The 24,455-nt window shown below is 73.2% G+C and carries 22 protein-coding genes and 1 pseudogene; 17 read left to right on the forward strand and 6 right to left on the reverse strand.

Going from position 1 to position 24,455, the window contains the following annotated elements:
- The first annotated feature begins 2 nt into the window (after positions 1-2).
- From ACZ7LB_RS03895 to ACZ7LB_RS03925, 7 genes are all read left to right on the forward strand, one after another.
- Positions 3-1,184, forward strand: a complete 1,182-nt coding sequence (locus ACZ7LB_RS03895; protein WP_471465250.1) for a siphovirus ReqiPepy6 Gp37-like family protein — start codon at positions 3-5, stop codon at positions 1,182-1,184.
- Positions 1,185-1,189: 5 nt separating this feature from the next.
- Positions 1,190-2,131, forward strand: coding sequence for a hypothetical protein (locus ACZ7LB_RS03900; RefSeq protein ID WP_471465251.1), 942 nt, complete (start codon positions 1,190-1,192; stop codon positions 2,129-2,131).
- Position 2,132: 1 nt separating this feature from the next.
- Positions 2,133-2,732 carry a hypothetical protein gene (locus tag ACZ7LB_RS03905; RefSeq protein WP_471465252.1) on the forward strand — a complete coding sequence of 200 codons (600 nt, stop codon included), beginning with the start codon at positions 2,133-2,135 and terminating at the stop codon, positions 2,730-2,732.
- Positions 2,733-4,286 carry a hypothetical protein gene (locus ACZ7LB_RS03910; RefSeq protein ID WP_471465253.1) on the forward strand — a complete coding sequence of 518 codons (1,554 nt, stop codon included), beginning with the start codon at positions 2,733-2,735 and terminating at the stop codon, positions 4,284-4,286.
- A 72-nt stretch (positions 4,287-4,358) separates the two neighbouring features.
- Positions 4,359-5,279, forward strand: a complete 921-nt coding sequence (locus ACZ7LB_RS03915; protein ID WP_471465254.1) for an N-acetylmuramoyl-L-alanine amidase — start codon at positions 4,359-4,361, stop codon at positions 5,277-5,279.
- 3 nt (positions 5,280-5,282) lie between these two features.
- Complete coding sequence (locus tag ACZ7LB_RS03920) at positions 5,283-5,516, forward strand: hypothetical protein (protein ID WP_471465255.1); 234 nt, start codon at positions 5,283-5,285, stop codon at positions 5,514-5,516.
- Positions 5,513-5,821 carry a hypothetical protein gene (locus ACZ7LB_RS03925; protein ID WP_471465256.1) on the forward strand — a complete coding sequence of 103 codons (309 nt, stop codon included), beginning with the start codon at positions 5,513-5,515 and terminating at the stop codon, positions 5,819-5,821. Before ACZ7LB_RS03920 ends, ACZ7LB_RS03925 begins: the two co-directional genes overlap by 4 nt.
- A gap of 67 nt (positions 5,822-5,888) precedes the next feature.
- Here ACZ7LB_RS03925 and ACZ7LB_RS03930 read toward each other — a convergent pair whose 3' ends face one another.
- Positions 5,889-6,155 (reverse strand): GntR family transcriptional regulator, encoded by a 267-nt coding sequence (locus ACZ7LB_RS03930; RefSeq protein WP_471465257.1) that lies wholly within the window; start codon positions 6,153-6,155, stop codon positions 5,889-5,891.
- Positions 6,156-6,311: 156 nt separating this feature from the next.
- Here ACZ7LB_RS03930 and ACZ7LB_RS03935 point away from each other — a divergent pair, with 156 nt between their 5' ends.
- From ACZ7LB_RS03935 to ACZ7LB_RS03945, 3 genes are read left to right on the forward strand one after another with little or no spacing between them, the layout of a single operon-like run.
- Positions 6,312-6,566: a hypothetical protein gene (locus ACZ7LB_RS03935; RefSeq protein WP_471465258.1), complete on the forward strand. Its 255-nt coding sequence runs from the start codon at positions 6,312-6,314 to the stop codon at positions 6,564-6,566.
- Positions 6,563-6,895, forward strand: a complete 333-nt coding sequence (locus ACZ7LB_RS03940) for a hypothetical protein (RefSeq protein ID WP_471465259.1) — start codon at positions 6,563-6,565, stop codon at positions 6,893-6,895. Before ACZ7LB_RS03935 ends, ACZ7LB_RS03940 begins: the two co-directional genes overlap by 4 nt.
- Complete coding sequence (locus ACZ7LB_RS03945; RefSeq protein WP_471465260.1) at positions 6,892-7,092, forward strand: hypothetical protein; 201 nt, start codon at positions 6,892-6,894, stop codon at positions 7,090-7,092. The genes ACZ7LB_RS03940 and ACZ7LB_RS03945 overlap by 4 nt, the downstream gene beginning before the upstream one ends.
- Before the next feature lie 183 nt (positions 7,093-7,275).
- On the opposite strand, the pseudogene ACZ7LB_RS03950 reads toward ACZ7LB_RS03945, so the two are convergent.
- Together ACZ7LB_RS03950 and ssd are read right to left on the reverse strand one after the other, a co-directional pair.
- Positions 7,276-7,854 (reverse strand): annotated as a pseudogene (locus ACZ7LB_RS03950) (ATPase, T2SS/T4P/T4SS family); the annotation flags it as partial.
- A 554-nt stretch (positions 7,855-8,408) separates the two neighbouring features.
- Positions 8,409-9,530: a septum site-determining protein Ssd gene (gene ssd, locus ACZ7LB_RS03955; protein ID WP_471465261.1), complete on the reverse strand. Its 1,122-nt coding sequence runs from the start codon at positions 9,528-9,530 to the stop codon at positions 8,409-8,411.
- 511 nt (positions 9,531-10,041) lie between these two features.
- Here ssd and ACZ7LB_RS03960 point away from each other — a divergent pair.
- A complete protein-coding gene (locus tag ACZ7LB_RS03960; RefSeq protein WP_161229457.1) occupies positions 10,042-10,890 on the forward strand; it encodes an HAD family hydrolase in 849 nt (282 codons plus the stop codon).
- A 427-nt stretch (positions 10,891-11,317) separates the two neighbouring features.
- Here the strand turns inward: ACZ7LB_RS03960 and ACZ7LB_RS03965 are convergent, their stop codons facing one another.
- Positions 11,318-12,142 carry a Fic family protein gene (locus ACZ7LB_RS03965; RefSeq protein WP_471465262.1) on the reverse strand — a complete coding sequence of 275 codons (825 nt, stop codon included), beginning with the start codon at positions 12,140-12,142 and terminating at the stop codon, positions 11,318-11,320.
- A 111-nt stretch (positions 12,143-12,253) separates the two neighbouring features.
- On the opposite strand from ACZ7LB_RS03965, the gene ACZ7LB_RS03970 reads away from it, so the two are divergent.
- The gene (locus ACZ7LB_RS03970) at positions 12,254-13,234 is read left to right on the forward strand and encodes an ATP-binding protein (protein WP_471465263.1); all 981 of its coding nucleotides are present in this window, start codon (positions 12,254-12,256) and stop codon (positions 13,232-13,234) included.
- Positions 13,235-13,274: 40 nt separating this feature from the next.
- Here the strand turns inward: ACZ7LB_RS03970 and ACZ7LB_RS03975 are convergent, their stop codons facing one another.
- Positions 13,275-14,552, reverse strand: coding sequence for a polysaccharide deacetylase family protein (locus ACZ7LB_RS03975; RefSeq protein WP_471465264.1), 1,278 nt, complete (start codon positions 14,550-14,552; stop codon positions 13,275-13,277).
- Between the two features lie 721 nt (positions 14,553-15,273).
- Here ACZ7LB_RS03975 and ACZ7LB_RS03980 point away from each other — a divergent pair.
- Positions 15,274-17,763: a SulP family inorganic anion transporter gene (locus tag ACZ7LB_RS03980; RefSeq protein WP_471465265.1), complete on the forward strand. Its 2,490-nt coding sequence runs from the start codon at positions 15,274-15,276 to the stop codon at positions 17,761-17,763.
- A gap of 227 nt (positions 17,764-17,990) precedes the next feature.
- Here the strand turns inward: ACZ7LB_RS03980 and ACZ7LB_RS03985 are convergent, their stop codons facing one another.
- Positions 17,991-18,767 (reverse strand): GntR family transcriptional regulator, encoded by a 777-nt coding sequence (locus tag ACZ7LB_RS03985; protein ID WP_471465266.1) that lies wholly within the window; start codon positions 18,765-18,767, stop codon positions 17,991-17,993.
- A 136-nt stretch (positions 18,768-18,903) separates the two neighbouring features.
- On the opposite strand from ACZ7LB_RS03985, the gene ACZ7LB_RS03990 reads away from it, so the two are divergent.
- From ACZ7LB_RS03990 to nhaA, 4 genes are all read left to right on the forward strand, one after another.
- Positions 18,904-19,245, forward strand: coding sequence for a hypothetical protein (locus ACZ7LB_RS03990; protein WP_471465267.1), 342 nt, complete (start codon positions 18,904-18,906; stop codon positions 19,243-19,245).
- A gap of 2 nt (positions 19,246-19,247) precedes the next feature.
- Positions 19,248-19,607: a hypothetical protein gene (locus ACZ7LB_RS03995; protein WP_471465268.1), complete on the forward strand. Its 360-nt coding sequence runs from the start codon at positions 19,248-19,250 to the stop codon at positions 19,605-19,607.
- 1,138 nt (positions 19,608-20,745) lie between these two features.
- A complete protein-coding gene (gene acs / locus ACZ7LB_RS04000; protein WP_471465269.1) occupies positions 20,746-22,710 on the forward strand; it encodes an acetate--CoA ligase in 1,965 nt (654 codons plus the stop codon).
- A gap of 292 nt (positions 22,711-23,002) precedes the next feature.
- Positions 23,003-24,427 carry a Na+/H+ antiporter NhaA gene (gene nhaA / locus ACZ7LB_RS04005; RefSeq protein WP_471465270.1) on the forward strand — a complete coding sequence of 475 codons (1,425 nt, stop codon included), beginning with the start codon at positions 23,003-23,005 and terminating at the stop codon, positions 24,425-24,427.
- Positions 24,428-24,455 lie beyond the last annotated feature (28 nt).

Raw genomic sequence — 24,455 nt, forward strand, 5'->3', positions numbered from 1 at the left:
CCGTGGCACTCCAGCTCCTGGTCACCGACCGGAACCTGAACGTCCTGGGCGACCCCGTCACCGGGTGGGGACAGCTCTCCTGCGACCTGACGTTCAACGTGCCGGCGGCCGGGTCGGTGACGCTGCCCGCCCGGCCCGAGGTCATGGCCCTGCTCCAGCCCGGCAACCGCATGGTCCTCATCCGGGACCAGGCAGTGTGGTGTGCCGGGCCGCTGGAGGACCCGCAGGACTACACCTGGGATCTCGGGCAGGCCGCGGGCACCGGCACCGTCACAGCCCGCTGGACCGACGACCTCGGCCGGATCGCCGGGTACCTCACCTACCCCGACCCCGCCAAGGCGTGGACGGCCCAGACCACCTACCTCGACGAGAGCCGGAAGTTCACCGCCGTCAACGCTGAGTTGATCATTCGGCAGCTCGTCTCGGAGAACTGCGGGCCCGGCGCTCTGACGGCCCGCCGGATTGAGCGCCTGGTCCTGGACACGGTCGCCGGGGTCGGCACCAACCGAACGCTGTCCACGCGGTTCGAGCCGCTGCTCGACGCGTGCCGGGCCGCGGCCGTCACCGACGCGCTCGGCTTCCGCACCCGCCAGGTCGGGGACCAGATCCGCTTCGGGGTGTACGCCCCGCGCGACCGGACCGGGACGTGCAGATTCTCCAAAGGTCTCGGCAACCTGCGGCGCGTCGGCTTCACGCTGGGGGCGCCGACCGGAACGTCTGCCCTGGTCATGGGCGGCAGCGACCCAGCCCAGCCGTCCACCCCGCCGAACGTCCGCTCCTACCTGGAGACGGCGTCGGGCGCCGCCGCCACCTGGTACCGGGTCGAGCGCCTGGTCCAGGAGTCCGGCACCGACGACGACAGCGAAGGCGAGCTGACCCTCGCCGCGCGGCGGGCCCTGGCCGACGACGCCGCGCAGGTCTCCCTGTCCACCGAGACCGTGGACACCGACGACCTCCAGGCGGGCCGCGACTACGGGCTCGGCGACCGCGTCACGGTCGAGCTGCCGACCGGGCTGGAGGTCACGGACATCGTTCGGAGCATCCGCCTGGAGGCCACCCCCGAGGGCGGCGAGCAGGTGACCTCGGTCATCGGCTCCAGCGACCAGACCACCGAGACCCGCATGGTGCGCACCGTGCGCGACCTGGCGGCCCGCCTGGGACGAATCGAAGCGAGAGGCAGGTAGCCACCATGGCCCAGCAGTCCTGGCCAAGTCCGGAGCACAACGCGCGGTTTATCACGGATGTCGAGTACGAGCAGATGGCCCGGTACTTCACCGGGAGCGGCATCTACGGCTCGCCGACCGATCCGGCGGTGGTCCGGGCGGGGGTCGGCCTGACGGTGACGGTCCGGCCGGACGTCTTCGCGTCCGTCTCCGGGCACGGCTGGACGTCGGGGACGACCGGCGACACGCTCACGATCGACCCCAACACCAGCGGCCAGACCCGCGTGGACAGGGTGATCCTGCGCCTGTCCCGCACGACCTGGACGGTGCGCGCGGTCGTGAAGAAGGGCACCCCGGGCGGCGGGCCACCGACCCTGGCCACGGGCCCAGACCTCCCGAACTACGAGACCCTGTTGGGGAACGTCACGGTCCCGCCGGGCGCTCTGTCGGTGACCGTGACGCGCGGTGAGCGGTACGTCGGCCGGACCCTGCGCGTGACCACCTCGACCGCCCAGACCAACCCGAACCCGGAGCTGGGCGACCTCACCTGGGAGTCAGACACCAAGCGGCTGCGGCTCTACGACGGGCAGAAGACCCGGACCCTCTACGAGGACAGCGGACAGGTCGTCATCACCACGACGGTGTCGGGATGGAAAGCAGGCTCCGACAGCGTGCTGGAGCTGAAGAACGGGGCGGTCTACCTCCGGCTCGGCTCGATGGAGCGGACCGGCGGCGGGCTGTCCGGCAGCACGTCCTCCCGGCTGCCGGGCCTGATCCCGGCCGCGTACCGGCATCCGACCCGGGATCAGCCGGTCCTCGCGTACATCACCGGCGCCTGGCTGGCGCGGCTGGTGGTCTACGCGGCGAACGCGCCGAAGCCGGGACAGATTTGGCTGGAGAACTACAAGGAAGTCGGCACGGGCGATGACGTCTTGCCGGAGGGTGGCGTGAGCTGGGTGGTGGACTGATATGCGGTATTCCTTCGGGGCCGGTATCGGGGACTTCGTGGTCCTCCCGGTGGACGGCCAGTGGGGCGTGGGCGCCGCGCGGGAGATCACCTTCTGGGACTCGAAGGTCGACGGGACCCGGTACACCGATCTCCTCGACGGCACCGGCGCCGCTGTCGAGTCGGTCTTCTCCGACGAGTACGGGGCGATCCCCGGTCTCCAGGGCCCGCACTGGGTGGACGGGATGTGGGGGGACGCGGGCGGGCCCCGGGTGTGGCTGGACGCGCACGTCAGTGCCCGCCTGCGGGAGTCGTCGAAGGCGGTGGTCGTCACGGCGCCCGTGGCCGGGTCGTGGGTGATCTGGCGGGCGCCGAGTCCCGGCACGATCACAGCGGTCCGCGGCTACCGCGTCGGCGGGACCGGCCTCACCATCAACGCCACCAGGAACGGGGGCGACCTGCTACCCACCGACCTGTCCCTGGCCGTGGCGGACACCTGGCTGTCGGGCCCGGAACTCCAGGGCGCCGCCTTCGACACCGGGGACACCTTCGCAGTCGCCGTGCGCAGCGTCTCCGGGGCGCCCACCGCGGCGACCATCCAGCTCGACATCAGGGGGCTCTGAATGCCGCTGCTCGCTGTGCTGGACGACCAGCACGACCGGCGCCCGCCGTCCGCCCCGCTGGTCACGGAGGTAGTCGCGGGGGTCCCGCGGCTGCTGCGGGTGTATGACACTCGGGGGCTGCTGGCGACCCTGACCGAGGGCGCGAAGACGGTGACCGTGCGGGGCCAGACGCGGACCTTCACCGAGGACAAGAGGCCGTTCGTCGACGCCTTCCTGCGGACGACCACGAGCGGATGGGGGGTGTCGCCCGCGGGCGGCTCCTGGTCCAACTCGAACGGCGTCGATACCGACTACACGGTGACGCCCGGCCGGGGCCTCATGGCGATCACCGCGGTCAACGCGAGCCGCCACACTTCCCTGGTCAACGACGTGACGGACCTGAACGCCAGGCTCTCGTGGTCGCTGGACAGGATACCCACCGGCAACGCCTCGTCGCTGGCCCTGGCGTTCGCGTACACCAGCTCAACGTCGCAGTACCGGGCCCGGCTCTCGGTCCTCACGAGCGGGGTCGTGCAGCTCGTGCTGGAGTGCCAGACCCCCAGCGCCACCACGACCCTCGGCGCGGCAGTGGAGCTGGGCACCGGCTACGCCGTCGGGGACGTCTGGCACATCCGGGTCCAGCGGCAGGGCACGACCCTGCGGTGCCGGGCCTGGAAGGACGGCACCCCGGAGCCGTCGAGCTGGGCGCACGAGGTCGTGGACGCGACGCTCGGCGCCGGGCGGATCGGCGTCCGCGGCATCGCCTCGTCCGGCTCGACGGCCGTGCCGTTCGTCTTCCGTGTCCACGACGTGCAGCTCTACAGCGGGTCGTGGCCGGACCCGCCCGTGATCACCCACGACACCTGGGTGCGCGTTCTGTCGTCCCCGTTCACCGGGCAGTGGTCCCCGGCGCTCGCCGCGCAGATCCAGGCGTGGGCCGCCGACACCACTCCAGACGCGCTGGCCTACGCCGTCATGTACGCGACGGGTGCCCCGCCGGTCTACGATCCCCGGCTCGGCGCCGGGGCACAGATCGCAGGGCAGTCGAAGTACGGGCCCGACGCGGCGGACGGGCTCCGGAGAGAAGGGGCCGACTGGCACCAGTTCGCTGGCCTGGACTGGGTCTTTCCCAACGGCGAGTCGAAGACGACCAGCCCGGAGTGGGACGGGTGCATGGACTGCAGCGGCTTCGTCCGGATGATCTACGGCCACCACATGGGCCTGCCCATGGTGAGAAGTGCCGGGATCGACGGGCTCACCTTGCCGAGGCAGACCAAGGACATCGGCCCCAGGGGACCGGGCGTGATCGTCGCCCAGGCGGTGGACACCGCGCCGCCACTCACCGCCATGCTGCCTGGGGACGTCCCGCACTTCGACGCCGACCAGACCGACCCGGTCGCGGGCCAGCTCGACCACAACGGCATCTATCTCGGCGTCGACCAGCACGGCCGCCCCCGCTTCATCAACTCGCGGAAGACCCCGAACGCGGCCACCTTCGGCGACCTGGGCGGGGCGTCCGCGCTCGACGGCACCGGCCTCTACGCCACCAGCCTGCGCGTGATCCGCCGTTTCTGACCCCCGCACCGCCGCTCACCACCGCCAGCCCCGGACCGTCACGGCCGGGGCTTCGTCATGTCTGGAGGCCCCATGGCCGACCCCATGCCCGCGCCCACCTTCCTCGCCGCCCTGGAGGCCGAGGGACTCATCGTCGTCCAGGAGGGTGCCTGGCCAACCCGCAACCGCGACCACAAGGGCCCCTGGGGCCCGGTGCACGGCGTGATGGTCCACCACTCCGTCACCCGGGGCACCGCCGCCACCGTCCGGATATGCCGCGACGGGCACTCCGACCTGCCGGGCCCGCTGTGCCACGGCGTCATCGCGAAGGACGGCCGGGTGCACCTGGTCGGTTACGGCCGCACCAACCACGCCGGGGCCGGCGACCCGGACGTCCTCGCCGCGGTCATCGCCGAGCGCCCCCTACCGCCCGACAACGAGGCCACCGTCGACGGGAACCGGCACTTCTACGGCTTCGAGTGCGAGAACCTCGGCGACGGCCAGGACCCGTGGCCGCCCGTGCAGGTCGAGGCGATCGTCCGCGCGGCCACCGCGGTCTGCCGGCACCACGGCTGGGACGCCCGGTCCGTGATCCGGCACCTGGACTGGCAACCCGGCAAGGTCGACCCCCGCGGGCCGGGCCTGGACTGGGCGGACATCGAGCGGCGGATCGCGAAGCGGCTCGGCAGCAAGACCCCGGCCCCCGCGCCGCGGCCGGTCCCGGCCCGGCCGGTCGTCGACCTGTCCGAGCTGGTGAAGGCCGCCCGCTCCAACCCGGCTGCGAAGGGCACGCCCGTCACCTACGCCGGGGTCCGGACCGTCGAGGCCGCCCTCGTCGACGAGGGGCTCCTCGCGAAGAGGTACAGCGACGGCCACTTCGGCACGACCACCGTGGCCGCCTACGCGGCCTGGCAGCGGCGCCTCGGCTACACCGGCAAGGCCGCCGACGGCATCCCCGGCAAGACCAGCCTCGCCCGCCTCGGGGCGAAGCACGGCTTCGACGTGAAGGACTGACCCATGATGAGCACCTCCTTCCTTCTGGACCTGGGCGAGCGCGCGGGCTGGACCGGGGCGCAGGCCGCGCTCGGTCTGGTCGCGGTCGAGCTGGCCGACGTACCGATGTGGTGGGCGGCGCCGGTCGCGCTGGTGGCCGCGGCCGCGAAGGCGTGGGCGGCCCGGCAGGTCGGCCGCAAGGGCACCGCCTCCACCCTGCCCTCCAGCCAGGATCCGGCGACGTGGAGGGTCGAATGACGGGCCCGGACCCGGGCGTGTACATACCGCCCGCACAGATGTACCAGGAGCTGAGGTCCCTGAGCGATGGTGTGACCCGGGTGGAGACCAAGCTGGACGGGATCGCGCAAGGGCTGTCCGAGCTGGGCAAGGACGTGGCCGACCACGAGTCCCGGCTCCGGGCGCTGGAGGCGATGCCGAAGGGCAGCGACATCGAGCCGCGGGTCTCCACCCTAGAGCGGGCCCGCTGGCCGCTGCCGGCACTCGCCGCGCTCACCAGTCTCGGCGCCCTGGCCCTCACGCTGTATCAGGCCCTCGGCCACTGACCACCGGCCCCGCCCTCCCCCCGCCTGGGGGAAGGGCGGGGCCCTTCGTGCGTTCAGGGGTGCGGTGTTAGTCCGCACCCTTCGCGGCATCGGGGACGGCGATGACGAACACGCCCTTGCCCTGGACGCCCTGCACCAGGCCCTCGGCGGCGAGTACCTCAAGCGCGCTCTTGATGGTGCGCCGCGAGACCACGCCGCCCGTCTCCACTTCCAGCTCGGCCTGGGAGGGCAGGCGCCGACCGACCGGGATCTCTCCGTTGCGGATGCGGTCGCGCAGAACGTTGGCCAGCTGCACGTACAGCGGCGTCATCGCGTCCCGGTCCAGTTCGATCATGCCGTGACCGTATGAGCACATCCCGTCATGACATAGACCTACCTACGACGTCAGAGGACGTACCAAGACGTACCAAGTTGGCGTACAGTCCTTGGCCATGAAGAACCCCCGCAGCCTGGCAGGGCCCGGGGGACGGCCGACCGGATCGGAGTCGACATGGCGCACCGTACCGCCCCTGCCGCCAGACGGGGAGACCCACCACCGCAGGACCAACGGCCGCCCCTGCCCGACCCGGCGGGCCTCACCGAGGACCAGCTCCGCGGCGCCGTCTGCGTCTGGGGCACCGCCCGACTGACCGGAGCGGACGCCGTCGACCTCGGCGAGCAGACCAACGCCATCCTGGGCCGCTGGTACCCGCGGGCCTGCCGCCCGCACGCCGCCGCTCACGGCCACCAGGACGGCCCGCAGTGAGTGCCGCGCGCCCGCCCCTCAGCCCCGAGGAGCGGGGCACGACGATGCTGGAGCTGCCAACGCCGCGCCTCCTCTCCGACGACCAGCGCGACGGCCGGGCCTGCCCCTGGTGCGCGGCCCCGGTCACCGAGGACACCGGCATCGATCTCGGCGTCCGGCCCGGACCACTCGGCACCCCCATCCACCCCTGGGCCTGCCGGCCGTGCGTGCACCGGGTCGCGGTGGAGAAGTACGGCAGGCACCCGCAGTACTGCCAGCGCTGCGAGCGTGCCCCCGCCCGGTGCGAGGCACGCCGGACCCTGGGCCGTCTCGTGGAGGAGACCCGGTGACCCCCGAGGACCTCGCCGCCGGCCGCGCCGCCGGGTACTGCTGGGTCGAGTTCGGCCCGCGGCAGTTGCACTGCTGCCGGCCGCCCGGCCACGCGAACGAGGACGGCCACGACGACGAGGACGGCCACGCCACGCCCAACGGCGGCGGCCCCACTGAGTTCCGCTCCCGGCTCGCGCCACGCCGACCGAGCCAGTAGCGGAGCCGCGGCCCCGGACCGACATCCCCCGTCGGCGGTCCGGGGCCGCTTTCTGTACTCACCTTGGATTCGAAGGCCCGTCCACAAGCTGGGGATATCTGCCACATAACCGCAGGTCAGAGGGGTCGCGAATCACTCTGCCAGCCTCGGCGAAGCGACCTCTCATTAAAGGCGTCACAACCATATGTTGGGGTTCCCGCTGCCCGTCCCGCCGCTGACGAGGAACGACAGCCGGGCCCGCACGAGCGCCCGCAGGACACGCTCACCGCCCGGCGGCACCGTCCCCGCCGCCGTCAGCTCGTCGAGGGTGAAGGCACGCGGCCGGACCACCCGCAGGGAGAGGCAGGCGCAGCCGACGGCCACGGGCGGCAGCACCGCGTGCAACCGGGTGCCGTCGGGCAGCCGGGCGTCCACCCACGGGCGGGCGTCGTCGAGCCGCCGCCCGGCGACCGCGGCGAGGCGCTGGGCGAGCCTGCGGACCGCTCCGGCGTCCGCGAAGGACACCGGCGTCAGTTCCAGCCCACCGCCCCGGTCGACCCAGACCCGGTCCGGCGCGGAGACCAGCACATCCGTCACCGAGGGGTCCGCGAGCAGGGGCTCCAGCGGCCCGCTGCCCACCAGTTCCGACCGCAGTTGCTCGGCCGCGGCGAGGACCTCCGCGTCCCCGAGCACCCGTCCCTGTTCCCGGAGTGCCTGGGCCACGCGCGCCGGGGTCGGCTCCGCACCGCTCTCGGCGAGCCACCGCCGTACGCCGTCGAGCATCCCGGCGGTCCGGCCGGGCCCGGGCCCCAGAGGCGCCCCTGCCCCTGGCACCGTCCCAGTCCCCGGCCGTACCCCCGGCCCGGTCCCCGGGCCCGTGCCCGGCCCCGGGGCGGGGTCTCCCGGCCGGGGCGGCATGCCGGTCCGCCGCGCGTCCGCCGTCGCCCACCGTCGGCGCGGGTCCCCGCCGCCATCGCCGGGGACCGGCTCCGGACCGGCTCCCGGAAGGGCCCATCCGTGAGCGCCCAGGGGCCGCACGGCCCCCGCGACCGGCCCACCGCCCGCCACGCCTCCCACGGCACCGGCGGGCCCGCCACCGCCCGAGCCGCGCTGCCCGCCGGGAGCCACGACGCCGCCCGGCGCCCCGGACACCACCGCGCTGCCCGGCTCCCCCGGGGGCACCGCCCAGCCGGCCCCGTCGCCCGGCCCACCGACTGGCACCGCACCCGCGGGCGCGTCCCCGTAGGCCCCGCCCGGCACCGCCCCGCCGTCCCGCACGGCCCCCGCGGAGGCCCTCGCTCCGCCGAACCCCGTATCCGTCGCCGTCCTTGCCGTCCTCATGCGCCGCTCCCACCCGTCTCCATCAGCGCCCGCTCCCAGAACTCCCGGCAGAAGCCCGCCAAGGGGCCCCGCCCACCGGCACCCGGCGGGCGGCCGTCCTCCGCCGCGCGGAGCAGCCCGGACTCGACGGGCAGTTCACCCGCCAGGGGCAGCCCGAGCAGCCGGGCCACCTCGCGGTCGTCCAGACCGGCGGGGTACGGGCCGCGCACCACGACCCGCAGATCGCGCAGCGCCGGGCCGACGGCGGCGGAGACCCGGGCCGCCGCCGCGACGGCCCGCAGTTCCGCCGGGACCACCAGGAGGCCCAGGTCGAGTTGACCGAGCACCTCGGCCACCCCGTCGTCGGCACGGCGCGGCAGATCGACCACGACGGTGCCGCCCCGGCGCCGGGCCGCCGCGAGCACGGCACGCACGGCCTGCGGAGGCACCGCGACGCAGTCCCCCCGGTCCCAGCTCAGCACCCGCAGCGAATGCAGTTCGGGCAGCGACTCCTCCAGGGCTCCGCCGCCCACCCGGCCCCGCGAGGCCGCGAAGGCCGGCCAGCGCAGCCCCTCGGCCGATTCCCCGCCGAGCAGCACGTCCAGCCCACCGCCCAAGGGGTCGGCGTCCACCAGGAGGCTGCGCCGCCCCTCGCGGGCGGAGGTGACGGCCAGCGCGCAGGCCAGCGTCGACGCGCCGGCGCCGCCCCGGCCGCCGATGACACCGACCGTGAGGGCGGGTCGGCCGGCGCCCTCGGCCACGTCGGCGATGCGGTCGACCAGCCACTGCTCCCCGTCGGGCAGCACCAGCACGTGGTCGGCGCCGATCTCGACGGCCCGCCGCCAGACCCCCGGGTCGTCCGGATCCCGGCCGACGAGGACCACACCTCGTCTGCGGGCGGCGCCGCGCACCCGTGGCGCCGCGTCGTCGCCGACCAGCACGAGCGGTGCGGCGTCCCAGCCACCGGACCGGTCGGCACCGGAGGGGGGCGGGGCGTGGTGCACCTGCGGGGTGGCGCCGGCCGCGGCGCACAGGCGCAGGAGGTCGTCGAGGAGCCCGGTGTCCTCGGTGACGATCAGCGGGCCGCTCTGGCGCCCCCCGGCGGCGGACGGCGGATCGTCGATGACTGTTTTGGACATGGCACGAGCCCCTTCGCTGCGTCCGTCGTCAATGCGCGCCCGGAAAACGGAACCGGCCGTGAAGTCGGCGCGGTCCGGACGTCTCGGGAAACACGGTGCGGCGAACCGGGAAATCGTGTGGATCTTGGTCGAAAACTGTGGACAACTCGGAGCCTGTGAATATCGCCATCACCCGTACAGGTGAGCGCGGAACGGCCCCGGGCCGCCCTTCGCGCGGCCTCCCGAGAGGAGGCCGACCATCACACAGCGTTAGATGTCATATGCATGACAAGCGCGCACCTCGCTGTACAGCACCGATGCCCTGAATCCTCGGGAGGAGCGAAAAACGCATCCGGACATGCGACGACCCCCGCCGGGGGGGGAGAGCGGGGGTCGTCTCCACGGCCGACTCGGGGGGGAGGAGTCGGGCCGGGTTAGCACGGTCGCGAACGATCCGTGACTTCCATGGTGTACCCGAGAGCCTTCTCAGGCAAACCCACACGCCCCACCTTACGCCGAATGGGCTGCGCCTATGCTCGGGGTCGTGGAAAACCACTCCTTGCGCCACTCCAAGCCCCGCACAGCCGCCTTCTTCGACCTGGACAAGACGGTCATTGCGAAGTCGAGCACGCTCACCTTCAGCAAGTCCTTCTACCAGGGCGGGCTGATCAACCGGCGGGCCGTCCTGCGCACCGCGTACGCCCAGTTCGTGTTCCTGGCGGGCGGTGCCGACCACGACCAGATGGAGCGGATGCGCGAGTACCTCTCCGCCCTCTGCCGCGGCTGGAACGTCGAGCTGGTCAAGGAGCTGGTCGCCGAGACCCTGCACGACCTGATCGACCCGATCATCTACGACGAGGCCGCCTCCCTCATCGAGGACCACCACATCGCCGGCCGCGACGTGGTCATCGTCTCGACCTCGGGCGCCGAGGTCGTCGAACCCATCGGCGAGCTGCTCGGCGCCGACCGGGTGGTGGCCACCCGCATGGTCGTGGGCGACGACGGCTGCTTCACCGGCGAGGTGGAGTACTACGCGTACGGACCGACCAAGGCGGAGGCGATCCGGGAACTGGCCGAGTCCGAGGGCTACGACCTGTCCCGCTGCTACGCCTACAGCGACTCGGCGACCGATCTGCCGATGCTGGAGGCCGTCGGCCATCCGCACGCCGTCAACCCGGACCGGGCGCTGCGCCGCGAGGCACTCACCCGTTCGTGGCCCATCCTCGACTTCCACCGGCCCGTCCGCCTCAAGCAGCGCATCCCCGGGCTCTCCGTGCCGCCGCGCCCGGCGCTCGTCGCCGCCGCCGCGATAGGCGCCGCCGCGGCCACCGCGGGCATCGTCTGGTACGCGAGCCGGCGCCGGTCGGCCTCCGCGGCCTGATCCGCCCGGGGCCGGGGCCGCCACCGAGCCCCGGGCCGGCCCCCGAAACGCCGGGGCGCGCCCCCTCACCTGTATTTGAGGGTGAAAGTAAAGAAGTGCGGGATCCCCTTCCGCTTCTTCCGGCCCCGGAGTACAAAGGAATCAACGGCCCGCGAGACCAGGGACATCCGAGAGGATCACCCGAGAAACGCATTCGGCCCCACGGACCGAGCATGAACACCGGGCACCCACGCGACGTCGACCCGTCGATTACGGGCCAGCCGCACCAGGTGACGGGCGAAGATCCCGGCCTGATGGGCAATACATCGAGGACGCTTGGTACCCCGGTGAACGTGCCAGCGGCGGTACGAGTCTCTCGTACCGCCGCATCACTCTGTCGCGGCCACCGGATGCCCGGGCATCCGGAGAGCGCCGGACCGGCGGCCCGTCACGCCGCTCCGCGCTGGAGCGCCTCGCACACCGCCATGGACTCGCGCGCGCCCAGCTCGACCGCCCGGCCGCAGTGGCCGATCCAGGCAGCCATCCCCTCGGGCGTGCCGGAGGCATAGCCCTCCAGGGCCGCCAGATAGGCGGCACGCCCCAGTTCGGCGTGGCCGACCTCCGCCGGGCACACCGACTTCGGGTCCAGGCCGCTGCCGATCAGGACGATGCGGGCCGCCGCGCGCGCGACCAGGCCGTTGTACGAGGCGAAGGGCAGCAGGGCCAGCAGTTCGCCGTGCACCACGGCCGCCGTGACCAGGGCCGGGGCGGACCCCCCGGCGATGATCAACCCGGCCAGGCCCTCCAGCCGTCCGTGCGCCTCCGCGGCGTCCGGCAGCGGCACCTCGACGAAGGGCTCGTCCACCGGCTCACCGCCCTGCCGCGGACGACCCACCCGGTCGGCCCCCTCCGCGGCGGCCACCAAATGCAGTCTGGCCAGCACCCGCAGCGGCGACTGCCTCCAGACGGACAGCAACTGCCCCGCCTCGGCGGTCAACCGCAGCGCCGCGCCGACGGTGCGGGCCTCGTCGTCGCCGCCGAAGTCGCCCCGTCGGCGCACCTCCTCCAGCGCCCAGTCCGCGCCGGACAGGGCCGCCGAGCCCCGGGCGCCGCGCAACGCCGCCTCGGAGGTGACCGCGTTGCTGCGGCGCCGCATGATCCGGTGACCGTAGACCCGGTCCACGGCCCTGCGGACGGACTCCACGGACTCGGCCACGCCGGGCAGCTCGCCCAGGGCCGCGAGCGGATCGGCGTTCGCGCCTGTCGTACTCATGGGTAAGACCCTACGCACCCGGGTGCCGCACCCCACGAAGGAGTGGTCTTCGTCTCGCACCGACGGCCGCGCGCGCCACGCACCGCCAGCGCCCCACTACGCTTGGTGAACATGAAAATTGCTTTCGTCGGGAAGGGCGGCAGCGGCAAGACCACCCTGTCCTCCCTGTTCATCCGCCATCTCGCCGCCGCCGGCGCGCCCGTCGTCGCCATCGACGCCGACATCAACCAGCACCTCGGGGCCGCGCTGGGCCTCGACGAGACGGAGTCGGCCGCGCTGCCCGCGCTGGGCGAGCACCTCCCCCTGGTCAAGGACCATCTGCGCGGCTCCAACCCGCGCATCGCCTCCGCCGAGACGATGATCAAGACGACCCCGCCGGGCGAGGGTTCGCGCCTGCTGCGGGTGCGCGAGGACAACCCCGTCTACGACGCGTGCGCCCGGCCGGTGGAACTCGACGGCGGCTCCGTGCGCCTGATGGTGACCGGTCCCTTCACCGACGCCGACCTGGGGGTCGCCTGCTACCACTCCAAGACCGGGGCGGTGGAGCTGTGCCTCAACCATCTGGTCGACGGGCGGGACGAGTACGTCGTGGTCGACATGACGGCGGGCTCGGACTCGTTCGCCTCCGGCATGTTCACCCGCTTCGACCTCACCTTCCTGGTGGCGGAGCCGACCCGGAAGGGGGTCTCCGTCTACCGCCAGTACAAGGAGTACGCCCGCGACTTCGGTGTGGCGCTCAAGGTCGTCGGCAACAAGGTGCAGGGCCCGGACGACCTCGACTACCTGCGTGAGCAGGCCGGGGACGACCTGCTCACGACCGTGGGGCACTCGGACTGGGTGCGCGCCATGGAGAAGGGCCGCCCGCCCCGCTTCGGCCTCCTGGAGGACGCCAACCGGGACGCGCTGCGCGCCCTGCACACCGCCGTGGACGCCACTCATGAGCTGCGCGACTGGGAGCGCTACACGCACCAGATGGTGCACTTCCACCTCAAGAACGCCCGGAGCTGGGGCAACGAGCGCACCGGCGCCGACCTGGCCGCCCAGGTCGACCCCGGCTTCGTGCTCGGCGAGGGGATCGCCGCCACGGCCTGACGGCGGTCCCCCGTCGGGCGGCCCAACCGCCCGGCCGGCGCTACTGCTTGGCGGCGGGTGCCCCGGGGACGCCCTTCGGCGCGGGGGCCGGATCGGCCGACAGGAAGGACGCCCAGCCCTTCTCCGGGGCCTCGCCGACGGTGAGGGTGCGCAGCTTCTTCAGGACCTTCGGGTCCTGGGCGTCCAGCCAGTCCGCGAGCTGCCGGAAGGACACGCAGCGCACCTCCTTCCTGTTGCACACGTCCTTGACCACCTCCTCCACGGCGTTCATGTAGGTGCCGCCGTTCCAGGACTCGAAGTGGTTGCCGATGATCAGCGGCGCGCGGTTGCCGTCGTAGGCCCGCTGGAAGCCCCGCAGCAGGCTGTCGCGCATCTGGTCGCCCCAGCGGTCGAACATGGCCGGGTCGCCCTGGGTGGCGGTGCCCGACTGGTTGACCATGAAGTTGTAGTCCATGGTGAGCTGTTCGAAGGTGTGGCCGGGGAACGGCACGAGCTGCATGGACAGGTCCCAGAGGCCGTTCTTCTTCCCCGGCCAGACCTGGTTGTTCACCCCGCTGCTGTCGTAGCGGAAGCCCATCTCACCGGCGGCCCTGGTGAAGTTGTCCTGGCCCTCCAGACACGGGGTGCGGGCGCCGATCAGCTCCTTGTCGTAGTCGAAGGGCAGTGGGGAGGCGCTCTTCGAACCGGTGTTGGTCTTCCAGGTCTTCACGAACTGCTTGGCCTGGCTGATCTCGCTCTTCCACTCCTCGACGGACCACTCCCCGACGCCACCGCCCGCGCCGCAGAAGTGGCCGTTGAAGTGGGTGCCGATCTCGTTGCCCTCCTGCCAGGCGAGCCGGAGCTGCTTCACGGTGTCGGCGATGCCCTGCTCGTCGTTGAAGCCGATGTCGGAGCGGCCCGGGGAGTGCTGCGGGGGCTCGTACTGGTCGCGGTCCTTCTCGGGCAGCAGGTACACGCCGCTCAGGAAGTACGTCATGGTGGCGTTGTTCTCCTTGGCCACCTCGCGGAAGTGCGAGAACAGCTTCTGGCTGTCCTCGCCCGCGCCGTCCCACGAGAACACCACGAACTGCGGGGGCTTCTGGCCGGACTTGAGGCGTTCGGCGCGGGGCAGGTGGGGCTGGGCGCCGGTGTAGGCGGTGGAGCCGTCGCCGATCAGCCGGACGGCGTTCTTCGGGGCGGGCGCCGCCTTTCCCTTCTCCTTGCCGGGGTTCCCCCCGGCGGGAGCGGAACCATCGGTGCCGGCCCCACAGCCGGCTAGCGAGACGGCACAGACCGCGGCGACCACGGCGCCCGCGGCGATCCTCTGGGTGGCGGCCATGTTCCGCCCACCTTCTTCCTTCTCTCGGGCCAACGCCGGTGACGGCGATGTCGGTGATTCGGCTGCCGGGGCCGCGCGGGCCGCCAGCGCCGCCAAGCTGGCACGAGGGCGGAAATGAATTAGTACGACAAGCCGATGAAAAGACTGATTCACTCTTTAGGGCGAGCTATTGCTTCATATGCTCGAAAAGTTCTTGCCCGTTCTTTACTCTGAATTACGGGTCGTTTACCGAACGCGTCCGATTCCCCCGCCGTGCCGAGCCCGCCCCCTCGCGCCCGGCAGGGGGCGCCCCTCGGCCGCGGGCGACCGGCCCGGACGGATCAGCGGCCCGGGCCGGCGACCCCGGTCAGCGGCCTCGGCCGGCGGCACGGATCGGTGGCCGGTCGGCGGCTCCGAGGGACAGGAGGACCCGAAGAGGCAGGAACGGCAGGGGAGATGGAGGAGAGGGGAGGTATCGGAGAGACCGCAGGAATCGACTGGAGTGACCTGACGGGCCGGACCGGCCGCATGACCCGCAACACCCGGACGGGACAGGACGGGACAGGACGGGACAGGACGGGACGAGCGGACGCTTCGGACCCGCCGGGCGGCTCGGCCCCGCAGGTGCGGGCTCGGACGCACCGGGCGGGCCCGGACGGATCCGACCAGCCCGGACGGCCCGGACGGACCTGATGGACCTGATGGACCGGACACCTCAGATGGATCAGAAGGAGAGGAAGACATGCCTGCCTGCGTGCCCTCCCGGGCCGATTCGGCCCGGATCGCCTACTCGCATCCACCGCACAGCCCGCCGCGCGGCCGCTTCCCCCGCCCACGGATCGCGGGCGCCGACGTCTCGGCCTCGATCGCGGTCTTCCTGATCGCTCTCCCCCTGTCCCTGGGCATCGCCCTCGCCACCGGGGCCCCGCTCCAGGCCGGTCTGGTCGCCGCCGCCGTCGGCGGGATCGTCGCCGGATGGATCGGGGGATGCCCCCTCCAGGTCAGTGGGCCCGCCGCCGGGCTGACCGTGGTCACCGCCGACCTCATCCAGCGCTACGGGTGGCGGACGACCTGCGCCATCACCGTCCTCGCCGGGCTCTCCCAACTCGCCCTCGGCTGCCTGCGGGTGGCACGCACCGCGCTCGCCGTCAGCCCCGCCGTCGTCCACGGCATGCTCGCCGGCATCGGCATCACCATCGCCGTCGCCCAGCTCCACATCGTCCTGGGCGGCACCCCGCACAGCTCCGTCCCGGACAACCTGCGCGCGCTCCCCGCCCAACTGGCCGCTCTCCGGCCCGCCGACCTCGCGGTGAGCGTGCTGACGCTGACCCTGCTGGCGTTCTGGCCCAAGATCCCGGGCCGGTTCGGACGGGCCACGGGAAGGCTTCCGGCCGCTCTGGTCGCGGTCGTCGGCGCCACGGCCGTCGCCGCTCTCCTCGGGCTACGGGTGCCCGAGGTCGACCTGCCCTCCTGGAGCAGCCACGCCCTGGCCACCCTGCCCGAGGGGCCGGTGCTCGCGCTGGCGGCCGCCGTGCTCACCACCACGCTGGTGTGCAGTGTGCAGTCCCTGCTCGGCGCGGTCGCCGTGGACAGGCTCGTGGCCGCCCGTCCCGGGCCGCCGCCCGAGATCCGGCGCTCCCGGCTCGACCGGGAGCTGCTCGGCCAGGGCGCGGCCAACATCGTCTCCGGATCGCTCGGCGGGCTGCCCATCGCCGGGGTGGCGGTGCGCAGTTCGGCGAACGTGCGGGCCGGGGCCGTCAGCAGGAACTCCACGATGCTGCACGGCGCCCTCGTGATGGTCGCCGCGCTGCTCCTGGTCCCCGTGCTGGAGCTGATCCCGCTGCCTTCGCTGGCCGCCCTGGTGATGGCCGTCGGCGCCAGGATGGTGTCACTGCGCCACATCCGCACGGTGACCCGTCATCGCGAGGCGCCCGTCTACGCCGCCACCACGGGCGGGGTGGTGTTCCTGGGCGTCCTGGAGGGCGTCGCGCTGGGCATCGCCGTGGCCGTGGGTGTCGCCCTGCACCGGCTGGCGCGGACCCGTATCACCCATGAGGAGACGGACGGGGTGCACCGCGTCCGGGTGCGCGGCCAGTTGACCTTCCTCGCGGTGCCACGGCTCAGTCGGGTGCTGCACCAGGTGCCCCAGGGAAGCGACGCGGTCGTGGAGTTGGACGGGTCGTTCATGGACCACGCGGCGTACGAGACCCTGCGGGACTGGCAGCGGACCCACACCGCCCAGGGGGACGGCAGCGTTCGTCTCACCGGTTCCCACCCCTCGCCCAGCGGGCCGTCGGGCACCGGGTTCCCGGACACCGGCCCTTCCAGCACCGGCACGCTGAACGGCGGGCCGCTGAGCACCGGCTCCTTGGACGTGGAACCGGTGGGTACCGTGCCGTCGACCGGGCCGGAGCGCGGAACGCACACCGCTTCGGGTGCCCGGCCGACCGGGGAGCCGCCCGACGGGCCGCGCGGCGGGGCACGTGGCCGGCCCCCTTCCGGGGCGCGCGTCGGTCCGGACTCCGCAGAGGACGCTCCCGGTGGCGTTGACGCGCGCGGGACCGTCGCCGTATCGACGAACGGTGTCGTCACGGCCGGTCTCCGCACACCGGCTGCCGCCGACATCCACGGCGTTCCCGGTTCACCCGATCTCACCGATGATCTCCGAGTACCGCGCACCCTCGGAGGCCCGGGAGACCTCGGAACTCCGGAAGGCACCGGAGCGCTGGGAGACACCGGAGCGCTGGGGTACCCCGGTGCGGTGGTGGACCCAGGGGCGCCTGGAGACCTCGGATCGACGGGCGGTCCAAGAGCCCTCGGGGACCCGCGCGGCGCGGGGGCCTCCGGCGCGGCCGGAGCTCCCGGCATCACCGGGCCCTTGGGAGGCGCACGCCTCTTCGGTCGGCGTGGCCCCACCCACCGCCTTCGGCGCTTCGCGGGTCGGATGGACCGGTCACGGGGCGGGGCCGCGGTCGCCCCCTCGTCGGCGGACCTGGCCGCGCTCACCGTCGAGTTGCGGCGGGTCCGGCGCGCGGTCGAGGCCGGGTTCACCCGCACCGACGGTGCCCTCGCCCCCCTGACGGGGCGGTACGACCGGGCCGACCGGGCCCTGGACGACCACGCGGCCCGTCTCGACGCCCTGGAGCGTCACCGGCGGCCGCTGCTGTTCCTGGCCGCGGTGACCGGGGTCGTCGCCCTCGCCGTGAGCGTGTGGCAGGTCCTGGCGCACTGACGTACCGGCGCGCGCACGAGATCCCCTCGCACGACGTCCACCGCACGATGTCCCACCGCGCCGCGTTCCCGCACGCGAGGTCCCCGTACGCCCCACCGCACCCGTGGGTGCGAAGGCGTGCGGGGACGGTGGCCGGTGGTGGGGCGGGGTTCGGCCCGGTTCCGGTGACGCCCTTGGCCCCGCCCGCCGGGGGCCGCCGCAGCCCTCGGGGCCGAACCTCCGGGTGACTACGCCTCGTCGAGATCGACGGCGTAGTCGACGATGGTCGTGTCCGCGCGTCGGACTATCGGGTGGGCCACCTCGACGACGCGTCCGCCCTCGGCGATGTGCCGGCGCGTGATCCGGAACACGGGTACGCCCTTGCCGATGCGCAGCGCCTCGGCCTCTTCCGGTGTGGGCATGCCACCGCGCAGCGACTCCGTCACGCGGACGACGCGTATGCCGAGGGTGGCGAGTTGGGCGGCGGTGCCGCCGGGCCACGGTTCCAGCAGCGGGTCGGCGACGGGCGTGCCGACCACGTCGGACCACCGGACGTAGCTGGTGCTCATCTGGGTGGGCACATCGTTGTCGTAGACGACGAAGTGCCGGGCGAGCAGGCGCAGTCCGCGCTCCGCCTCGAAGAGGGCGGCGAGTTCGTCGTCCGCCTCCGTCCGCTCGAACCGCTTGTCGAGCCGGTACTCGGACCATCCGAGGCCCTGGGCGCGGGCCGCCGCGCCGGCCGCGCCCGCGGGGCCCTTCCACCGGTAGCGGTCCACGGCGAGCCGCTGCACCGGGGGCCGGGCCCGGACGAGGGTGCCCGCGCGGGCACGGGACTCGATCAGCCCCTCGACCCGCAGCAGTCCCAGCGCCTGCCGGACGGTGGGCTCGGACACGTCGTGCGTCTCGGCCAGCTGCGGCAGCGTGGGCAGTCTGTCGCCCGGCCGGTACCCGTCGGCTCCCGCGGTGATGCGGTCGCGCAGCTCACGCGCGATCCGCATGTAGCCAGGCTCGTCGGTACGTGCCACGGCGCTGCCTCCCTCCGGGTGATCCTCGGCCTTTCTGATGACACATATTGCACGGATCGGCTTGACCGACGCCAACCATCCCGCCACTGTGTAATCAGAAACGCGATTTCAGTAATCACAAAAGTGGGGGCGGCCAATGGCCGAGTGCGGTTGCGGGCAGTCGTGGCAGCGCGCCTTCAAGGGGCTGCCGCAGCAGGCGCGGACTGCACGCCGATGGGCGGGCAGCCGTGCCGGGCACGCCGATGCCGAGCAGGTTCTCGGCGAGTTGTTCGCGGCGGTGCTCTCGGCCGGGCCGGACCTCGTCACGGTCACCGTGTCGACGGCCGGCAGCCGGGTCCGGATCACCGTGACCGGCTCCGAGCACCTGACCGCCCACCTTCCGCCCGGTCTCGGCCGCACCATCGTCGCCGCCCTGTCCGCCCGTTCCGGAACGACCCCGGACGGCTGCGGGCTCTGGGCCCAGCTCACAACGGAGTGAACATGAACCTCCCGCCCACTCCGGGCACCCGTCCGGAGCAACCGCAGGCCAGCCCCGAGAGGCGCGGTACGACGATGCTGGCGCTGCCGACGACGCGACTGCTCTCCGACGACCAGCGCGACGGCCGGGCCTGCCCCTGGTGCGCGGCCCCGGTCACCGAGGACACCGGCATCGACCTGGGCACCCGCCCCGGCCCACTCGGCATCCCCATCCATCCCCGGGGCTGCGCGCCCTGCGTGCACCGCGTCGCGCACCACACCTACCGCCGTCACAGCACCTACTGCCGGCGCTGCGAGCGCGACCCCGCCACGTGCGAGGCACGCCGCACCCTGCGCCGCCTCGCCCAGGAAGACACCCGGTGATCTGCGACCACTGCGGCACCCCCATCATCGGGACCCCGCGCACCATGGCGCCCGAGACGGGCTCCGGCGCCGCTCCCGCCGTCCACCTCCACCCCTGGCCCTGCCGTCCCGCGGTCCCGGGGCGCCCCCACCTCGGGCGGGTACCAGCACGCGAACGGGACCGTACGGGAGGGGAGGACACGGAAGACGGGGACCGCCGCCCCTCCCCACCCGCCGCGTAACGGCCGCTCCGCCCTCGCGACGTGCGGCTCCCTTCCCCACGCGCGAGTGCCGGTTCCTTCCACCCCGCGCGTGTGCCGATCCCATCCGCGCCCCGTCGCTCGTCGGCCCCTTCGCCGCCGTCACGGCGGTCACGCGTCGCCCCGGCCCGGGGCCCGGGCGCGGCGCTCCCCGGCACCCCCGTGCCGCGAGCCGCCGCGCGGGCACGGGCCGGGCGTCCACGCGGAACCCGGCAGGCGTCCGGCCGACGGCACCGGCGCGACCGGCCGCCGCCCCAACAGAGCGGAGGTCCCCCACCTGAGGAAAGACCGCTCCCGGCATGGGAACGCCGCCCCCGGTATCAGGCCCCGGACCCAGTTCGGCCCGACCGCCCCGGCACCGACCCTTCCAGCCCCGACCCGGCCAGCCCCGGCCAGGCCCGCCCCGGCCATCCGCCCAGCGCCGATCCGCAACCCGGCCCAACCGCCCCGCACCCGACACCCCACCCGTACCGGGCCCCCGCACCGGCGCCGCCCCCACCGCACCCCGCCCGGCAGGACCCGTCACCCCCAGGCCCGCACCACGCCACCACCAGGCCCGCAGCACGCCACCGGCCGCCCGCCCGTCCCCGCCGGCCCGCCCCCGCTCACCCCACCGGAACGGACCGTCGCGACCGCCGCCCCCCGGATGCGCCGCGACGCGTCCCGCACAACCGCCCACCCCCCCGCACCACCCCGTAATATCCATGTGGATAATTCCCGGAAAACCCCGTCACTCGGTCGTCGGCCGGTCACGTCGGGTAGGCGGTCCACAGGGGTGTGAACCCCCACGGGCCGTGATACGTGATCTGGGTGAGGATCAGGGAAGGGGTTGACCGACTACCGGGGCCGCCGGAGAATCAGCCCCGTAAATGGTCTAAACCACGTGGGACGGTGCGTAGATGGCTGCTAACGAGAGTGCTTCCCTCTCCAACCTGCTCAAGGAGGAGCGACGCTTCGCGCCCCCCGCCGATCTGGCCGCCAACGCCAACGTCACGGCGGAGGCGTATGAGCGGGCGGACGCCGACCGGCTGGCCTTCTGGGCCGAGCAGGCCCGCCGGCTGACCTGGGCCGTGGAGCCGACGGAGACCCTCGACTGGTCGAACCCCCCGTTCGCCAAGTGGTTCAAGGACGGCAAGCTCAACGTCTCCTACAACTGCGTCGACCGGCACGTCGAGGCGGGCAACGGCGACCGGGTCGCCATCCACTTCGAGGGCGAGCCCGGCGACGGCCGTTCCCTCACTTACTCCCAGCTCAAGGACGAGGTCAGCCAGGCGGCCAACGCCCTGCTCGAACTGGGTGTGCGCACCGGCGACCGGGTCGCCATCTACATGCCGATGATCCCCGAGACGGCGATCGCGATGCTGGCCTGCGCCAGGATCGGCGCCGCCCACTCGGTCGTCTTCGGCGGCTTCTCCGCCGACGCGCTCGCGACCCGCATCCAGGACGCCGATGCCCGTGTCGTGATCACCGCCGACGGCGGTTACCGCCGCGGCAAGCCGTCCGCGCTCAAGCCCGCCGTCGACGAGGCCGTCAGCCGCGTCGAGGGCGTCGAGCACGTGGTCGTGGTCCGCCGCACCGGCCAGGACGTCGCCTGGGACGACACCCGCGACAAGTGGTGGCACGACGTCGTGGGCGGGCAGTCCACGGAGCACACGCCCGAGGCGTTCGACGCGGAGCACCCGCTCTTCATCCTGTACACGTCGGGCACCACCGGGAAGCCGAAGGGCATCCTGCACACCTCCGGCGGCTACCTCACGCAGAACGCGTACACCCACTGGGCGGTCTTCGACCTCAAGCCGGAGACCGACGTCTACTGGTGCACCGCCGACGTCGGCTGGGTCACCGGCCACTCGTACATCGTCTACGGCCCGCTCGCCAACGGCGCGACGCAGGTCATGTACGAGGGCACCCCGGACACCCCGCACCAGGGCCGCTTCTGGGAGATCGTCCAGAAGTACGGCGTCACGATCCTCTACACGGCGCCCACCGCGATCCGGACGTTCATGAAGTGGGGCGACGACATCCCCGCGAAGTTCGACCTGTCGTCGCTGCGGGTCCTCGGTTCGGTCGGCGAGCCGATCAACCCCGAGGCGTGGGTCTGGTACCGCAAGAACATCGGCGCCGACAGCACCCCGGTCGTCGACACCTGGTGGCAGACCGAGACCGGCGCCATGATGATCTCCCCGCTGCCCGGCGTGACCGACGCCAAGCCCGGCTCCGCCCAGCGCCCGCTGCCCGGCATCAGCGCCACCGTCGTCGACGACGAGGCCAACGAGGTGCCCAACGGCGGGGGCGGCTACCTGGTCCTCACCGAGCCGTGGCCGTCGATGCTCCGCACCATCTGGGGCGACGACCAGCGGTACATCGACACGTACTGGTCCCGCTTCGAGGGCAAGTACTTCGCCGGTGACGGCGCCAAGCGCGACGACGACGGCGACATCTGGCTGCTCGGCCGCGTCGACGACGTGATGCTGGTCTCCGGCCACAACATCTCCACCACCGAGGTCGAGTCCGCGCTCGTCTCCCACCCGGCGGTCGCCGAAGCCGCCGTGGTCGGCGCGGCGGACGAGACCACCGGCCAGGCCATCGTGGCCTTCGTGATCCTGCGCGGCACCGCGGACCAGTCCGACGACCTGCTCGCCGAGCTGCGCAACCACGTCGGCAGCACCCTCGGCCCGATCGCCAAGCCGAAGCGGATCCTCCCGGTGGCCGAGCTGCCGAAGACCCGCTCCGGCAAGATCATGCGCCGTCTGCTGCGCGACGTGGCGGAGAACCGCCAGCTCGGAGACGTCACGACGCTGACCGACTCCTCGGTGATGTCCCTCATCCAGTCGCAGCTCCCGGCCGCGCCGAGCGAGGACTGACCCACCGCGCGAGGGGCACCCGGCGAGCGCCGTGCCGGGTGCCCCTCGCGTGTGCGGGGGCACTCCTTGCCGGGCACCCCCGCCGGGCATCCCCACCGGATGCCCGGGCGCCCCGGGCCCCCTTCCCGGGACGCCGTCCCCCGCGTCGTCCCGGCGCGCGCACGCCCGAGGCATCGTCCGCGTCGCGTTGGGTAGGCTGGTGGACGCGTAAGAGACATCGAAGAACCTCATGGTGCGCCGGGAAGTCTGGTCGGCACGTGTTCCGTGCTGCCCATCGACCGGAGGTCTCCCCGTGACCGCGCCCCGCACCCCCCGCAAAGCCCTCGGACGGCTCTCCCTGCCCGAGCGGACATACGTCGCGGACGCGCTGCGCACCGAGACCGTCGGCGGCGTCCTGCTGCTCCTCGCCGCCGTCGCCGCGCTGGTCTGGGCGAACGTGCCGGTGCTGCGCGACAGCTACGGCAACGTCAGCGGCTTCCACTTCGGCCCCGGGCTCCTCGGCCTGAACCTGTCCGTGGCGCACTGGGCGGCCGACGGGCTGCTGGCCGTCTTCTTCTTCGTCGCCGGCATCGAGCTGAAGCGCGAACTGGTCGCCGGGGACCTCAAGGACCCCAGGGCCGCCGCGCTGCCGGTGATCGCGGCGCTGTGCGGCATGGCCGCGCCCGCGCTGGTCTACACCGTCGTCAGCGGCACCGGCGGCGGCTCGCTCGCCGGCTGGGCCGTGCCCACCGCCACCGACATCGCCTTCGCGCTCGCCGTGCTCGCCGTCATCGGCACCTCGCTGCCGAGCGCGCTGCGCGCCTTCCTGCTCACGCTCGCCGTCGTCGACGACCTCTTCGCGATCCTGATCATCGCGGTCTTCTTCACCGACACCCTGAACTTCGCGGCGCTCGGCGGCGCGGTCGCCGGCCTCCTCCTCTTCTGGCTGCTGCTGCGCCGGGGGGTGCGCGGCTGGTACGTGTACGTCCCCCTCGGCCTCGTCATCTGGGGGCTGATGTACAACAGCGGCATCCACGCCACCATCGCCGGTGTCGCGATGGGCCTGATGCTGCGCTGCCACACCCGCGAGGGCGAGGAGCACTCCCCCGGCGAGCGCGTAGAGCATCTGGTGCGCCCCCTGTCGGCGGGCCTGGCGGTGCCGCTGTTCGCCTTGTTCAGCGCGGGCGTGTCGCTGTCCGGCAAGGCGCTCGGGGACGTGTTCACGCTGCCCGAGACCCTCGGTGTCGTGCTCGGCCTGGTCGTCGGCAAGGCGCTGGGCATCTTCGGCGGCACCTGGCTGACCGCGCGGTTCACCAGGGCGTCCCTCAGCGACGACCTGGCCTGGGCCGACGTCTTCGCGGTGGCGACGCTGGCCGGGATCGGGTTCACCGTCTCGCTGCTCATCGGGGAGCTGGCCTTCGAGGGCGACGCGGTGCTGACGGACGAGGTGAAGGCCGCCGTCCTGACGGGCTCGTTCATCGCCGCGCTCCTGGCGACGGTGCTGCTGAAGATCCGGAACGCCAAGTACCGGCGGATGACCGAGGACGAGGACCGCGACGAGGACCTCAGCGGCGTCCCCGACGTGTACGAGCAGGACGACCCGGCCCACCACCTGCGGATGGCGGCCCTCCACGAGCGCAGGGCGGCCGAGCACCGGCGGCTGGCGGCGGAGAAGGAGGCGGCGCGGCGTGCCGAAGTGACGGGCGGGGCAGGCGAGGGGGACGACCGTCCGGCATGATCTGACGGGACGGTACAAAAGACGGACC

The organism is Streptomyces sp. NPDC107521 (assembly GCF_055598485.1).